This window comes from Oceanobacter sp. 1_MG-2023 (assembly GCF_030689025.1).
In the GTDB taxonomy this organism is placed as follows: Bacteria; Pseudomonadota; Gammaproteobacteria; order Pseudomonadales; family Oceanobacteraceae; genus Oceanobacter.
This window is the reverse complement of sequence record NZ_JAUYWA010000020.1, coordinates 50,610-66,078: the sequence shown is the minus strand read 5'-3', so window position 1 is coordinate 66,078 and position 15,469 is coordinate 50,610. Positions and strand designations below refer to the sequence as shown.

16 protein-coding genes and 1 pseudogene are annotated in these 15,469 nt (G+C 53.0%); 7 read left to right on the top strand and 10 right to left on the bottom strand.

Annotated elements, in window-relative coordinates; genetic code table 11:
* Positions 1–619: 619 nt before the first annotated feature.
* Positions 620–1,240 carry a hypothetical protein gene (locus Q8W22_RS12830; RefSeq protein WP_303432595.1) on the bottom strand — a complete coding sequence of 207 codons (621 nt, stop codon included), beginning with the start codon at positions 1,238–1,240 and terminating at the stop codon, positions 620–622.
* 149 nt (positions 1,241–1,389) lie between these two features.
* On the opposite strand from Q8W22_RS12830, the pseudogene Q8W22_RS12825 reads away from it, so the two are divergent.
* The 5 genes and pseudogenes from Q8W22_RS12825 to Q8W22_RS12805 form a co-directional block, all read left to right on the top strand.
* Positions 1,390–1,530, top strand: a pseudogene (locus Q8W22_RS12825) (transposase); the annotation flags it as partial.
* A gap of 688 nt (positions 1,531–2,218) precedes the next feature.
* Positions 2,219–3,169 carry a Gfo/Idh/MocA family oxidoreductase gene (locus Q8W22_RS12820; protein WP_305414165.1) on the top strand — a complete coding sequence of 317 codons (951 nt, stop codon included), beginning with the start codon at positions 2,219–2,221 and terminating at the stop codon, positions 3,167–3,169.
* Positions 3,170–3,282: 113 nt separating this feature from the next.
* The gene (locus Q8W22_RS12815) at positions 3,283–4,278 is read left to right on the top strand and encodes an aldo/keto reductase (RefSeq protein WP_303432597.1); all 996 of its coding nucleotides are present in this window, start codon (positions 3,283–3,285) and stop codon (positions 4,276–4,278) included.
* Positions 4,279–4,377: 99 nt separating this feature from the next.
* Positions 4,378–5,340, top strand: a complete 963-nt coding sequence (locus Q8W22_RS12810) for a helix-turn-helix domain-containing protein (RefSeq protein ID WP_305452594.1) — start codon at positions 4,378–4,380, stop codon at positions 5,338–5,340.
* Positions 5,341–5,450: 110 nt separating this feature from the next.
* On the top strand, positions 5,451–6,020 hold the full coding sequence (locus tag Q8W22_RS12805; RefSeq protein WP_303432599.1) for a peroxiredoxin: 570 nt from the start codon (positions 5,451–5,453) through the stop codon (positions 6,018–6,020).
* Positions 6,021–6,062: 42 nt separating this feature from the next.
* On the opposite strand, the gene Q8W22_RS12800 is transcribed toward Q8W22_RS12805, so the two are convergent.
* From Q8W22_RS12800 to Q8W22_RS12760, 9 genes are all read right to left on the bottom strand, one after another.
* Positions 6,063–6,584 carry a GAF domain-containing protein gene (locus tag Q8W22_RS12800; RefSeq protein WP_305452593.1) on the bottom strand — a complete coding sequence of 174 codons (522 nt, stop codon included), beginning with the start codon at positions 6,582–6,584 and terminating at the stop codon, positions 6,063–6,065.
* Between the two features lie 277 nt (positions 6,585–6,861).
* On the bottom strand, positions 6,862–7,308 hold the full coding sequence (locus Q8W22_RS12795) for an OsmC family protein (protein WP_303432602.1): 447 nt from the start codon (positions 7,306–7,308) through the stop codon (positions 6,862–6,864).
* Positions 7,309–7,468: 160 nt separating this feature from the next.
* On the bottom strand, positions 7,469–8,044 hold the full coding sequence (locus Q8W22_RS12790; RefSeq protein ID WP_305452592.1) for a DUF3365 domain-containing protein: 576 nt from the start codon (positions 8,042–8,044) through the stop codon (positions 7,469–7,471).
* A 102-nt stretch (positions 8,045–8,146) separates the two neighbouring features.
* Positions 8,147–8,527 (bottom strand): rhodanese-like domain-containing protein, encoded by a 381-nt coding sequence (locus Q8W22_RS12785; RefSeq protein WP_303432605.1) that lies wholly within the window; start codon positions 8,525–8,527, stop codon positions 8,147–8,149.
* Positions 8,528–8,678: 151 nt separating this feature from the next.
* Entirely contained in the window at positions 8,679–8,987 is a 309-nt protein-coding gene (locus tag Q8W22_RS12780) for a cyd operon YbgE family protein (RefSeq protein WP_303605453.1), read from the bottom strand.
* A 4-nt stretch (positions 8,988–8,991) separates the two neighbouring features.
* Positions 8,992–9,099 carry a cytochrome bd-I oxidase subunit CydX gene (gene cydX / locus Q8W22_RS12775; protein WP_303432607.1) on the bottom strand — a complete coding sequence of 36 codons (108 nt, stop codon included), beginning with the start codon at positions 9,097–9,099 and terminating at the stop codon, positions 8,992–8,994.
* Between the two features lie 145 nt (positions 9,100–9,244).
* The gene (gene cydB / locus Q8W22_RS12770) at positions 9,245–10,384 is read right to left on the bottom strand and encodes a cytochrome d ubiquinol oxidase subunit II (protein ID WP_368501372.1); all 1,140 of its coding nucleotides are present in this window, start codon (positions 10,382–10,384) and stop codon (positions 9,245–9,247) included.
* Between the two features lie 6 nt (positions 10,385–10,390).
* On the bottom strand, positions 10,391–12,016 hold the full coding sequence (locus tag Q8W22_RS12765) for a cytochrome ubiquinol oxidase subunit I (RefSeq protein ID WP_305452589.1): 1,626 nt from the start codon (positions 12,014–12,016) through the stop codon (positions 10,391–10,393).
* 241 nt (positions 12,017–12,257) lie between these two features.
* Complete coding sequence (locus tag Q8W22_RS12760; RefSeq protein WP_303432610.1) at positions 12,258–12,800, bottom strand: hypothetical protein; 543 nt, start codon at positions 12,798–12,800, stop codon at positions 12,258–12,260.
* Positions 12,801–13,075: 275 nt separating this feature from the next.
* Here Q8W22_RS12760 and Q8W22_RS12755 point away from each other — a divergent pair, with 275 nt between their 5' ends.
* A complete protein-coding gene (locus tag Q8W22_RS12755; RefSeq protein WP_303432611.1) occupies positions 13,076–14,476 on the top strand; it encodes a sigma-54-dependent Fis family transcriptional regulator in 1,401 nt (466 codons plus the stop codon).
* A 132-nt stretch (positions 14,477–14,608) separates the two neighbouring features.
* A complete protein-coding gene (locus Q8W22_RS12750) occupies positions 14,609–15,442 on the top strand; it encodes a TRAP transporter TatT component family protein (protein ID WP_305452587.1) in 834 nt (277 codons plus the stop codon).
* Positions 15,443–15,469: the final 27 nt, after the last annotated feature.

The following is a 15,469-nucleotide window of genomic DNA, read 5'->3' as shown; positions in this document are numbered from 1 at the left end:
AGTATCCACTTCGAAGGACGGATCGACGGCTACGTGGATCTGTAAGTAATGGGTGACACAGAACTATGAACACCCTCAACGGGAACGGTCATGGTCGACTCATTCCAGACACGGCCTTAAAGATGATGTTTGTTTCGCAGCACTGCTTGGTCTCTCGGCTGGAGGTGATGCCCTTGGAGTGAGTAAACGGGATGATTTTCAGCAGACTCGCCGAATCATAAACAGGGCGGTTTTCGCTATCCTTGACCACCATCGACGTTTGATTATCGTCATGATGTTTGAACCTGGGCATCCGTTACTGGAAGCGTCCAGCCAGCCCCTTGTCTCACCGACCTGAACTGACCCGTTATGGATTGTATCCCGTAACGGCATTCCAACCCGCAAAGCGTTTGCAGCGCTGTTTGCCCAATGTAAGATACAGCCGCCACAACGTCTGGTTGTTCAAGGTACACCCGTCCAGCCCGGCAACATATAAAACGGGATGTGACGGCCTATATGAAGTACTACAACCAGGAACGACTGCATTCCTGAAATGGTGACTTGTCACCGATGGGGTATGAAAAACCAGCCAATTAATGTGTCCGGTTTTGTTGACCAGAACATACCCCAAGGCGACGCCTCAACCATTCCCCCAATCATCAATATTATTTCGGTTCGCACTTACAAGCACTGTTGGTAACGGCTTGGTATGGTTGATCTGTACATAAGCGTCTACCTTAGTAGCGAATTCATATAAAACGGTAATACCTGACGCCTTTTCCGTTGGATCTTGCTCCTGCTCATTATCAAGCGGAAAGCCTGTATATTCTGCGAATATCCTTGAGGTACGACTTTCATTTTTATTATAAAGAACAACATTAAATTGTCCGTCAAGATCAAGGCCAGGAGGAATAACGCATGTGGTCTCCAAAGTGCCAACGACGAGGCGCAGAAGTCCCCAGTGGTCACTCTTGATTTCAAGTCGCATCGTGCGAGCTTGAGCGTCTCCATCACCGAGAGGTGGCGTAAGGGCATACGCAGCACCCGCCAGAGCTGCTGCTGTAGCTGCTGCTGTTCCCGATGAGATTAAGGCTGCAACAATCACTACTGGAATATGGATCGCCCGGCTTCTATTTTCCAATTGGTCATTAGCCTTGTCAGTCACTTCTTGTATGTAAGCGTTAAGGCTATTGTATTTCGTTGGATCGGACATATTACCACTCTCTTTTTTGGTTATTGTTTCGGAATAATTAATTTTCAAACATTAAGTAATTCATTTGTCTCGTTAAAAACCAACCTACATCATTTATTTAAAACCATACCACTGTACTTGGCCGCATATTGTGTCGTGGTCTACTAATTCCGTCCTGATTCCGGACAACCAGCAAGGTTTTCAATAAAAAACAGCACCGTTCCTTCTCTGCTGAGTTCAAGCTTGAAGCCGCCAGTTTGGTGCTTGATCAGGGATATTCTGCTTCTGAAGCCAGTCAGTCACTGGATGTTGGTGAGTCCGCTTTACGGCGCGGGGCTGGTCAGTGTCGTATCGATCGAGGTGTCCAGCAATTGGATGATCGATGAAACTGCGGACCGCCTCTGCCACATGCAAACTGGGAAGGTTCTACTTGTATTAAAGAGATTGTTCGCATTATTGGTTTGAATCGAGCCATTACCGCTTCCTGCGTTTCAAAACCCGATCAGACCATCGCTCGGGATAGTTTTTTTACAGCCTGCACAAATTGATAAAAGGCCGGATTGCACCATAAAATACAGAAAATGAAAGTAACCTGGTGTAAAAAACCAATACCTTGTTGCCGACCACTGGCACTATTTTAAAGCCTGTAAACACAGGTTTTTCAATGCCTGACCAACAACTGACAGGACAAATTTTCACTGTTGGGTCAGACGGCATTATCAAAATTGAATCATCCGTCCGGTTTATTAATTACCCTGCAGACAAGGCCAATGCTAGATTGAAGTTCTCGAACTTGGTCGTTTTGAGTGTTGTGACATTACCCGCCGCCGATCACCCGACCCACTGCCTCTGTAGTGGCAGACGGTAATCGGCGGCGGGCTTTTTCAAGACCGTTCGATGTTCATCGTCAGTACGCTTGTCAGCAGCAGGCCATAACAGCCTCACTGATAACCAACAAGCCGTAACAGGTACCGGCGGCACCTTACATGACCTACCCGGCCAACAACCGGCATCCGGTGCTACCGCTACACCGATCAGGAGAACAAAATGAGATTATGTGTTGCAGGTGCCGCAGGCGCCTTTGGCCAGAAACACCTGGACGCCGTCGCTAACATCGATGGCGCGGACGTCGTATCCGTTGTCGGCACCCGCCCTGACGTGATCAAACAAGTCGCAGAAGAACGTGGCATTCCACACTATTGCACCGACCTGGCAGAAGCCCTCGCCCGCGACGACATCGACGGTGTCTTGCTCGCCACCCCGACCGGTATGCACGCCGCCCAGGCCATTCAGTGCCTGGAAGCTGGCAAACACGTTATGGTCGAAATTCCCATGGCCGACAATATTGAAGATTCGCGCAAGCTGGTTGAAGTCCAGCAGCGTACCGGGCTGGTGGCCATGTCTGGCCAGACGCGCCGCTTTAATCCGTCACACCAGTGGATTCATAACAAGATTCAGGCCGGTGAACTGAACGTGCAGCAAATGGACGTACAGACCTATTTTTTCCGTCGCACCAACACCAATGCCAAGGGTCAGGCCCGCTCCTGGACCGACCATTTGTTATGGCATCACGCCTGCCACACGGTTGACCTGTTCCAGTATCAGACAGGCGAAACCTGCAGCAAGGTCCAGGGAATGCAAGGTCCGATTCACCCCGACCTCGGCATCGCCATGGACATGAGCATTGGCCTGAAAGTCCCCAGTGGCGCGATTTGTACGCTGTCGCTGTCGTTTAACAACGAAGGGCCTTTTGGTACTTTCTTCCGCTACATCTGTGACCAGGGTACCTATATCGCCCGTTATGATGATCTGGTCGATGGTTACGAAAACCCGATCGACCTGTCCGGTGTCGCCGTCTCCAACAACGGCATAGAACTGCAGGATCGCGAGTTTATCGCCGCGGTCAAGGAAGGCCGGGAGCCAAATTCCAGCGTCGCGCAAGTGTTGCCGGCGATGGAAACCCTGGATCAGCTGGAGCAACTGCTGAACGCAGACTGAGCAGCCAGCAGGCCTCTGCCTTGAAAGCTTGAAAAGACAGGGGCCGATGTACCATCCAGATGTTTCCAGAAACCGGCTTGGCCGGTTTTTCCGTTTCTGACACGAGGTATTTTATGACTGCGCTGAACACTGAATTTAATCATCCCGGCATCGGTCTTGGTTGTATGAACCTGTCTCATGCCTACGGTGTGCCACTACCGGAAGACGACGCCATCCGGGCCTTACACGCCGCTTTCGATATGGGCTACCGCCATTTTGATACCGCCACCCTGTACGGCGGCGGCAAAAACGAACAGCTGCTGGGCAAAGCCCTGAAACCACTGCGCAACGATATTTTCCTGGCCTCCAAAGGTGGCATGCAGATTGGCGAGCAAAGCGGCCTCAAGGAAATCAACGGCTGCCCGGCGACCTTGCAGCAACAGGTCGAAAACAGTCTGCGCCGCTTGCAAGTTGATCATATCGACCTCTACTACCTGCATCGCCTTGACCCCAACACGCCGATTGAAGAATCCGTTGGAGCACTGGCCGAGATGGTCAAAGCGGGCAAGATCGGCGCGATCGGTTTATCCGAAGTCTCCGCCGCAACCTTGCGCCGGGCCCATGCGATACATCCGATTGCCGCACTGCAAACAGAGTATTCACTGTGGAGCCGCAACGCCGAGATTGCCGTACTGCAAGCCACCCGGGAACTGGGCACGGCATTTGTGGCCTTTTCTCCCCTTGCCCGTGGTTTTCTGGCAGATGGCCTGCAAGAGGTTGACTCGCTGGAGCCAAAGGATATCCGTCGCAATATGCCACGCTTCCATCCAGACAACTTTGCCGCCAACCTCACCTTGCTGGACACATTCAGACTAGTGGCAAAACGGGTTGGCTGTACGCCAGCTCAGCTATCTCTGGCCTGGGTCTGCGCGCAAGGAGATCATATTGTGCCGATCCCGGGTACCCGCAGTGTTGCCCATATGCAAGAAAACCTGCAAGCCGCCACGGTCTCGCTATCGGCCGATGTTATCCATGAGCTGAATCAGTTGATCAATCAGCAGACGGTCAGCGGCAGACGCTATAACCTGGCACAGCAAGTCGAAGTGGATACCGAAGAATTCGCAGAGTAAGTGGCTTCGATGACCGCCATGGCATGCCGCAATCGGCAACACCGGTTCGGGCCATGGCACTTATGCTATAAAAATAACAAACATGTATAACAACGCCTTATGAATACCACCCCGTTACACCTTATAGTCGATCAGGCCCGCCCACCTGCTGGCAGCCATCAACGCATTTCCCGCTACACCCTGTATAGTGAGGCCCCATCGGACAGCGATCCCGAATTTGTCCATATCGAGGACATACCCAGTCGAGCCAGACTGTTCGACTGGGCCATTAATATTCATACCCATCCGAACATGTTCCAGCTGATTTTTGTGCGCAGCGGTTCGGTACGCGTCTTTATTGATGGCCAGGAAGAACATCATCAGGCCCCTGTGATTGTTTCGGTGCCTGCCGGTGTCGTGCATGGCTTTGAATTTGAACGGGAAGCCACCGAAGGCTGTGTGATTACCGTTTCCCGGCTGTTGATTCAGGATGACCAGTTTGCCCGCCAGTTTCCGTTCGGGCAGGAACTGCTGCAAAGTGCCCGGATTATTCAGCTGAGCCAGCACCCAAAAGAGCTGACCTTTATCGACCAGACGGTACAGCAGCTGACCGAAGAGTACCTGGGTAACGCCCTGGGCAAAAAATCCATGTTTGCCTGGTTGCTGTTTGGTTTGTTACTCAAACTTGGACGCCTGCTTGAAGAACACCCGGACAACACCCCGGAAGACATTCATAGTGAGCGCTTTCGCCACCTCAACAGCCTGATCGAAGGGCATTACCGCCAGCATCAATCGGTCGAATTTTACGCCCAGGCACTGCACACCACTCCCACCAGCCTCAGCCGTACCTGCAAACAAATCGCCGACAAGAACATCACCGATCTGCTCTACGACAGGCTGGTTCTGGAAGCCCAGCGCATGCTGATTTACTCCTCCGTCCCGGTATCACTGATTGCCTACGACCTCGGATTCCACGACCCGGCGTATTTCTCACGTTTTTTCCGCCGCCGGGTGGGTTTGGCACCCACCGCCTTTCGAGAGCAACGTGACGGCACTCATGTGTCCGCTGGATCAGCCGATTGAACGAACATTTGAACGAACGATCAAGTAGATGGTCTGAAAGCACCATCGACCGCTGCCTGTAACCACTCACGCAGTGATTATTCTCATGCTTGATTTGACAGGCTTCCCCTATGAAACTCACCGCCCCATGTACGCCTATCGAGTTCTCAACCAAAGATATTTATGGCAACTCCGTCAGCTTGAGCCATTACTCGGGCAAAAAAATTCTCTTGGCTTTTTTTCGCGATGCCGCCTGCCCTTTTTGTAATGTGCGCCTTTATGAACTCACCAACCAATACAATGCTTTTCAGGAGGCCAATGTTGAAATCATTGCAGTCTTCAGCTCAACAGCGGAAGAAGTCCGGCGTTTTGTGGCCCGCAACCCGCGTCCGTTTATCTTGCTCAGTGACCCCGATCTACAGCTGTACGAACGTTATGGTATCGAACACTCCACCACCGCCCTTATCAAAGCCATGTTGTTCCGTCTGCCACAGATGATCCGCGGCTTGCTCAAAGGAGGAAAAAGCGATATTCACAACCCGCACATGAAGCTGGTACCGGCGGATTTTTTGATTTCGGAGCAAGGAGAAGTCCAGCTCGCGTGGTACGGCCGCGACACCGGCGACCATGTTCCAATGACTACCCTGAAACAGTTTGCAGCGGGCCAACTCAGTAGCGCAGAGAGCTGCCCAACCCGTTAAACCAACAACTTGCCACACTGTGTGAGCCGAAAGGACCCTGGCTCAGTTCCCCACCAACGACTCTTGAGCCAGCAACTGCTCTACCCAGTGTCCCCACAAGGTGCAATAAGACGCCATCGGCGCGGTAAAATAATTGATAGTGCGAGCATTCAGAAACAACATCCCCAGCAAACGACCGTCACTCATCATCGGCATGGTCAGACTGGAACGATAACCCTGTCCCAGTAACGCCGCACTGTGTGCCGGCAACTCTTCCACCCGAAACTTGCGCATATCCCCCACCACCCGAATACCCGGACTGGCGACCAGGGATTGCAGCGATGGCACATTTTCCAGCAACATCTGATAACCGTCCAATAGCCGGGTATCGTCTCCGGCGCAGGTCAGACTGGACAAGTAACCTGTGTCGGCTTGATAGCGCGCCAGAGAAAAACGATCGATACCAGAGTACTGCTCACGTAAGACACGATAGAGATGGTGTACATGATCCTCAAACGACCGCGATGGCGATAACTGCCGATAAGGGTCGATATAGTGTTGTTCTGAGGCTGGGGTATCGGCCATAGCGGTCTCCGGGGGCTGAAAGCTGAAAGAATACGGCAAAAGCCATTGTTTTCAGTCTAGCCAACGCAACCGGCGATACCGCTGACTCATATCAAGGCAGCCAGGTAACAGCCAGGGCCATTAAACAGACAGACACGCCAAACAAGTCAGCGTTGATTAAATAAAATTATTCAGGGAAGCCGGTTTCAGCAGGGCGGCCGGTTACTGACCAGCCGCTTGTTACAATGATTATTGGACGGAGTACGGCGTTCGGCGTTACCCCGTGTCCAACCGTCGGCTAACGTGGGTTAACCTCAACCTCGCACAGTACCGAGTTGGCAATAAAGCAGTGTTCATGGGCTTTGTGATGCATGGCCAGAATGGCTTCAGCATCGGGAATTTTATCACCTTCAAATACCGCCAGTGGCGACAGAAGAATACGGCTAATATGAAAGCGACCGTCGTCTCGCTGGGCCAGTTCCGCAACCGCGTGGTCTTCATACGACACCACGTTCAGACGTTTTTTGGCGGCCAACGCCAGGAAGGTCATCATATGACAACTGGCCATGGAGGCCGCCAGCATTTGCTCCGGGTCACTGCCATAATCGTTACCGGCACCGCCAGCGGCCAGCTGTACCTGATGGCCAAAGTCGAGTTGATGGCGGCGCTCAAACCCCTGGTGAGAAAATTCACCTTCGCGCTGCCAGTGTAAATCCATGCTGTGTTCTGAAATCTTCTGGGTCATTCTCTATCCTTCCTGAAACAGGCGGCTGTCCAATCCATGCGTTTACTTGATCCAATACCTACGGCCTGCCAATACCCTGATGCAGGCGACACCTTGGCCATCAAATCATAAAACGCCTCGGTATTATTGCTGCAAGCAGGGTATTTATTCACATCGGGTATTACTCGGCCAATGTTTTACGCAAGGTAAACGCACCCCGTAGCTGACCGGCCTGATAACCCACAGCCTTGTCATGCGGATACAGTTTACTGAGACGGGTTTGTACTGGCTCTGCCAAGGCCGAACCATGGCAGTTCAGACACAATGCCCCTATTGGTATCGCTTTCATATAACGATATTCGCCGTTTTCAACGATACTGGCTTCCAGCGTAGCCGGGGTTTCTCCTGCAGCCAGGCGCTGGTCAAAGTCCTTCAGCGTGGCCAGCTCCCAGCTGTCCGGGGCATTGTCCGGATTACGTATTTTTAATGAGGTACGTCCTACCGCCCAGTCTCCCTGACTATGTGCCGTAGCAATCTCGGGGGCCTCCACATTACACAGATGGATCGCTTCGGTTGGGCCACCCGCCTTCATACCTTTTTGTACGGTTTGCATCAGCTGCTTGCCAAACATCATGGCTTGCTGCCGCGCTTCCTGGTTGAGGCTGCCTTCTTCAGGCTGCTCGGCACGAACGGCAGTACTTGCCAGCGCACCTGCCAGGCCGCCAACCAGACACGTCAACGTTAATAGTTTTTTCATTGTTATCTCTCTCAAAAATAACCAAATATGCACAAAGGAATACAATCAGCCTGAAAAAGCGGATTGGTTATCACCAAATCCGCTGTCTGGGTTGTACTGGAATTATCGGTAAACGCTTGGATCAATTTCCACTTTGTGGACATCGCCACTCCAGCCATCAAAACCACCCACCAGCATTTTTACCTGATCAAACCCCATACGTTTCAGGGTATGGGCGGCCAATGTACTGCGGCCACCATTTTTGCAATACAACAGGATGCTGGCGGTGTTATCAGTCAACGCCGGATGATCCCCCACCCTGAATTCCAGCACACCACGCGGTACATTGACCGCTCCCGGCAAGTGGCCCATCTCGAACTCAGCCGGTTCCCGTACATCCAGCACGACTGCACCATTGGCCAGCAGTCCTTCAGCTTCCTCTGCGTTGACCGGGTTAACGGACACTGAGGCTTCAGACAATAAATCTTCTTTTTTGAGTACCATTGGGTTTCCTCTCGATGATCGATCGTATCAGAACAACATGCCTGCATGGCTATATTGACAGTGTGCCACGTAACGTCAATCGTCACCAACTGGCGTGTGACCCGCTGGCCCAATCTGAGCATGGTTTATCAGTCGTGACATCGTCAGCTGCTCAGAGCAGCCACAGGCCAGCACAGAGACTCATCAATGGCCAACCCGCATAAGGACTGAATAGATAACGCCAAATGCGCAGCACAGGGACATAACCAATACCGTGAACCAAACCCGCCGCAATACCCCACAACCCGAGCGGTAGTAATATGTGCGTCTGTTCATCCGGTGCAACAGCCACCAGTTGCGGCATGGCCAGCCATAATCCAGCCAGTCCCAGCGCTCCCAGGAAGGATAACCCTCGCGCCCAAAAAGCATACAGCGGCCCGTAGGCCGCATAATCCACTGGAGGTTTGTCTGGAACAGGCATTGCCTTACTCCGCATCCCGATCCATATCTTCGTAAAACTCCAGCCACATAGCGTTTATCAGGCCAAATGAGCAGGCCAGTAATACACCGAGAATCCAGGCAAAATACCACATACTATTTTCCTCGTAGTGCGAGCCAGACGTCTGTGTCTGGCTACCTGTTTGGGTTTTGCTGTTTCCGTTTACCGGGTGTGGCCAGGCCAGATCATCCGAGCACTGCTCGGCTGATCTGGACGCTGCCAGCAACAGCCTTGATTCATTAATACGTGCTGTATTTGTTGTCTTCAATAAACTGGTTGGTCAGGCGACCCCACATTTTGTAGTAGCCCCAGATGGTGTAGCTCAACACAATCGGTACAAACACCATGGCGACCCAGAACATGATATTCAGCGTCATTTCACTGGATACCACATCCCATACGGTCAGGCTGTGAGACGGCTCCAGACTGGATGGCATAATGAACGGGAACAGTGAGAACCCAGCAGTCAGAATAATGCCAGTAATCGCCAGCGAGCTGGAGACAAAAGCCATCACACCACGATTCATCATCGACATCAGTACCGTCAGTGCCAGTCCGGCAAAACCCAACAAGGGTGCGATCATCATCCAGGGATGCTGGCCATAGTTGCTCAGCCAGGCCCCTTCTTGCGTTGTCACCACTTTATCCAGAGGGGTCACTGCCGCAGCGGTGCTTTTGATATCCATGATCACATAGCCATCAATACCCATCCAGATCCAGACACCGGCGAGGGCAAACAGCGCCGCCACCAGTACTGCCAGCGCAACTGTAATCCGGCGGGCGCGCTCATGGAGTGCTCCGTCAGTCCGCATTTGCAACCAGGTGCCACCGTGCATCATCAACATTCCCAGACTCACCAGACCGGCCACCAGACCAAAGGGATTCAGCAAGGCCCAAAAAGAACCGGTATAGGTAGAACGCATAAACTCATCCAGACTGAATGGCACTCCCAGAATCAGGTTGCCAAACGCCACACCAAACACCAGGGCAGGCACTGCACCGCCGATGGTCAGGCCCCAGTCCCACAGGCTGCGCCAGCGGGGATCATCCACTTTGGCGCGGTATTCAAACCCGACCGGGCGAAAAAACATGGCAAACAACACCAGTAACATTGCCCAGTAAAAGCCCGAAAATGCCACCGCATAAACCACAGGCCAAGCGGCAAAAATGGCCCCACCGGCAGTAATAAACCAGACCTGGTTACCATCCCAGTGCGGCCCGATGGTGTTCAGCATCACCCGGCGCTCGGTATCGGTACGGCCGATGATTCGCAGCAGCGCACCAACCCCCATATCAAAGCCATCGGTAACAGCAAAGCCGACCAGCAATACGCCAATCAGTACCCACCACACCAGTTTCAATACTTCGTAATCCATAATTCCCCCTTACGCCTGTTCGTTACGGGCTTGCAACGGCTGCGCTTTTGGCCCAGCTGTTGTACCGCCTGTCATGGAGTGACTTGCCTCTTTCTCGAAATGATAACGACCAGTATGCAGAGCAGATGGCCCCAGACGGGCAAACTTGAACATCAGATACACTTCGGCAACCAACAAGGCGGTATAGAACAGTACAAAACCGGCAATACTCATCCACAGCTCTTCAACCGACCGGGTTGAGGTGGATAAATGAGTTGGCAGGACTTCACCAATAGACCAGGGCTGACGACCGTATTCCGCTACAAACCAACCCATTTCACAGGCCAGGAAAGGTAATGGGATCGCCCATAACAAGGCTTTTTGCAGCCAGGTCTGCTTATCGATGGTTTGACGGGCAGAATGCCAGAACGCCAACGCCACCAGCAGGAACATGGTAAAGCCAATAGCCACCATGATACGGAAGGTAAAGAACATGGGGGCAACGCCCGGAATAGTGTCCCGTGCGGCCGACTTGATCTGGTCTTCTGTAGCGTCAATAACGTCCGGAGTATATTTTTTCAGCAGCAGGCCGTACCCCAGATCGTCCTTGACCTCATCGAATGCCGCCATGGTTGCAGGTGATTCATCCCCGGCTTTCAGTTGCGTAAAGAGGTCGTAAGCGCCCATACCATTACGCACGCGCTCCTCGTGTTCGACTAGCAGGTCCTTGATACCCACCACTTGTTCGTCCGTTGATCGGGTCGCAATCAGGCCCAGCACCCAGGGAATCCGAATCGCGTAGTCGGTCTCCATGGTTTCTTCATTAGGCAAACCAAACAGGGTAAAGGCAGCAGGAGCCGGATGGGTTTCCCATTCCGCTTCAATGGCAGCCAGCTTGGTTTTTTGTACATCGCCAATTTCGTAACCCGATTCATCACCCAGCAGAATCACACTCAGAATGGCCGCCAAACCAAAGCTGGAGGCAATGGCAAACGAGCGACGGGCAAAGGGCAGGTCACGTTTTTTCAGCAAATAATAAGAGGAAATCCCCAGTACAAACATGGCACCGGTGACATAACCAGCCGACACGGTATGCACAAATTTGACCTGGGCAACCGGGTTAAACAACACCTCAACAAAGCTGGTCATCTCCATACGCATGGTGTTGTAGTTGAATTCAGCGCCGACCGGGTTTTGCATCCAGCCATTGGCAATCAGAATCCACAAGGCCGACAGGTTCGAACCCAGTGCCACCAGCCAGGTGACGATCATATGCTGTATCCGTGTCAGGCGATCCCAGCCGAAGAAAAACAGGCCGATAAACGTACTTTCAAGGAAGAAAGCCATCAGACCTTCAATCGCCAGCGGTGCGCCAAAAATGTCACCGACATAATGGGAGTAGTAAGCCCAGTTGGTACCGAACTGGAATTCCATCGTCAGGCCTGTCGTCACACCCAAGGCGAAGTTAATACCAAACAGCTTGCCCCAGAACTTCACCATGTCCTGATAGACCTGCTTGCCTGTCATCACATAAGCCGATTCCATGATGGCAAGAATAAACGATAACCCCAACGTCAGGGGTACAAACAAAAAGTGGTACAGCGCGGTCATAGCAAATTGCAGCCGCGACAAGTCCACCATACTTTCACTGATCATGGTTGATCCTCCAAAGGCAGTGCCGTGGAACGTTCAGTTGAGTGTTGTGAAACGAAAATTCAGCGACTGAACCTGGCGGAAATACAACGCTCCGCCATCGCTCAGCGACTGTAACAAAACAGCTTGTGGATCACGCAGATCTCCAAGCTGAGACAAAACCGGTCTTACAAAACAATGATCAATCTGCCCCGCAAACAACCACCAGTACCAGAGATATTCCGGCAGCAGCGAAGCAGCTGTACTAACCCGATGGAGCGCCAGCACAAGCCGGAAGCGGGTCGTAACACAGGGCTTTTTCCTGTGCCACCGAACTGATACACAAAGACCCGATCGCCCGGCCGGGATACAGTACATAGTCATCGGGAAGTTGGAGAAGCGGCAATTTATCAACGTCAGCTTCCGGCTCAGATGCAACAAAGGGACGTAACCCACCGGGAAGCCACCACATACCGCTAAAAATCAGTCCATCACACACATAGGCAACCCGCAGCGCCGCAGGGTCCACCACCACCCGGATGTAGCTTTCCCCCAGTGCCAGTGTGTCTGGAGCGGCCGAGCCTGACAGGGCGCCAGCATCCAACATCTGACCCGGTATATTCATGATCTGGGTCATTTCTCCAGTAAACAGTAAATAGGCATTGGCGACCCCCAACTGCTCCAATGTCTGGATGTAGCAAGACACCAATGCAGGTTGCGGATCAATCAGCGCACCACGGCGAGAAATAGGATCAAACAATAAATAACTAAGCTGTTGGTTAACCCGCCACTGCTTTACTCTAGCCATAGCCTTCCTGCCAATTCCGCCGAATTTGTCACCACAGACATCCGTCTGTACCCCATCAGGGTGAAATAGCAATTCACGGGCCAGTCCGTCCCCACCAGCAAGAATTCATATTAAAAACCCCGAAGTCTTGCCACCAGCCACAACAATCGCGGCTATCATCAGCGTTTCAGGGGTGGCTAACAAGATCACTGCGACAGTTTGCCCCGCCGCCAGTCCTTTGCAAAACGGCCGACATCCACTAATATCATGTCAATATTGACAGCCTGGTGACACCAATGTCAGATCCCCGCAGCTACAACCACTTGCCTGGTATCTCCTCTTTACTGGACGCCATTGCTGCTCCCGCCATTCTGATGGATCGCGAGTATCGTATTTGTGCTGCCAACCAGGCATACCGGGAACACTTTTCCGGCAACAGCGCCCTGCTCGGTCGGCATTGCTACGAGGTCTCCCATGGCTACAAAGTCCCTTGTGACCAGGCCGGAGAAACCTGCCCGCTACAGGGCTGTCTGCGTACCGGCCAGCGCCAGCGTATCCTGCATATTCATAACACCTGCCAGGGCAAGGAACACGTTGATGTGGAGCTGAGCCCGGTACGTAATGACGATGGCCAGATTGAGTTTTTTGTTGAAATCATGTCGCCCGTACGCACTCCGGACACCCCAGGGTCGCGGCCCATGCTGGGGTTCAGTCAGGCCTATACCGACATGCTGGCCATGCTCAGCCGAGCGGCTCCGACCGAGATCAATGTACTGCTGCTGGGTGAATCCGGCACCGGCAAAGAGCTCGCCGCCCGACACATTCATCAGCACAGCAGCCGCGCCAACAAGCCATTTGTAACGGTGGAATGTTCTGGTCTGACCGAAAGCCTGTTTGAAAGTGAACTGTTTGGTCACGAAAAAGGCGCCTTTACCGGAGCCACCCAACGCAAGCCAGGCCTGGTCGAAGCCGCCCGGGGCGGAACGTTGTTTCTGGATGAAGTGGGAGATATTCCGCTTGCCATGCAGGTCAAGCTGCTGCGTCTGATCGAAACCGGCAGCTACCGCCCGGTGGGCAGCGTAACGCTGCAACAGGCCGACTTCCGGTTGGTGTGTGCCACCCATCGGCAACTGACCCAGATGGTTGATGCCGGCACTTTCCGGCAAGATCTCTACTACCGGATATCACCCTTTCCGATTCTGTTGCCCTCGCTGGCAGAGCGGCGGGCCGATATTGTTCCACTGGCCCGCAAACTGCTGCAACAACTGAGTCAGGAACGGCCACACGTACTGTCTGCTGCCGCCTGCGACTGGCTCGAACAACAGCAGTTTCCCGGTAATATTCGCGAACTGAGAAACCGCCTCGAACGAGCCACTATCTTATGTGATGATCGCGAAATCGAACCACGTCACCTGACGTTACCCGATGCCCTGAGACCGGAAGCCACGGAGACTCCCAGCCATTCCGCCACCCGGATACCAACAAAACGGATCACCGGTCTGGCCACCGATCCAGATCAGGCCATGCCACTGGACCAACTCGAAGCCCGCTACCTGCTTGCCATTACCCAACAATTTGATGGCGACAACACCCGTTTAGCCAAACAACTGGGCATCAGTGAGCGTACCCTGTACCGCAAGCTGGCCAATGCCCGAGCCAGTCAAACCAACAACGCCAGTGATTCGTCAACCGACTGAGCCATCAGCAGCAGCAAAACACTGAATTTTGCTGCAATAATGACCACTTCAGGGCGGTTATGACTATTGTTCATTAGATACCAGCGTTCAGGTGTGTACAATTGCGCCAAATTTTTACAAGCACCCGTGACTATGAAACGACTCACTATTGCACTGGCCGCTTTGGCACTGAGTGCCTGCTCGGTTGGCAACCTGCCCAAGAACCTCTCACGCTCGATGATGAACAACGACAATCCGGAAGTCGTGGCCGCGGGAGCACCGGCATATCTGCTTTTGCTCGACGCGCTGGTACTCACCTATCCTCATGACGAAGACTTCTTGCTGTCTGCGTCCCAGCTGTATGGCGCTTACTCAGGTGTCTTTTCCCGCGACCCAAGCCAGGCACAACGGATGGCCGACAAGGCACTGGAATACGCCACCCGCGGCTTGTGTGAATACGATGACGACGCCTGTGAAGCCGTCGAGTTACCGCAGGACGACATGCTGACGGCGCTCGACCGGCACTTTGATGAAGGCGATATTCACGTCTTCTATGCCTATGCCGCCGCCAAGGCCGGCTGGATTCAGGCCAACAGCAGCGACTGGGGTGCCATTGCCGAACTGGGTAAAACCAAGGCTTTGATGCAGTGGGTCGCCAATATCCAGCCGGACTACGACCAGGGAACCTTGCAGGTATATCTCGGCGTCATGGAAACCCAGCTGCCACCATCTCTGGGTGGTCGCCCGGAAATCGGCCGCGAGCATTTTGAAAAGGCCCTGCAATACAGTGATGGCAAACATCTGATGGCCAAGGTGCTGTACGCCAAACAATATGCCCGCTTGATGTTTGATCAGGAACTTCACGACCGTCTGCTCAACGAAGCTATTGCGGCCGACCCGGAAGCCGAAGGTCTGACCCTGATTAATCATCTGGCCCAGAGCCAGGCCACTGAACTGTTGGCAGAATCTGCCGATTTTTTTGAATAATCGCCTTTTGAATACCAGCCAAGAGTA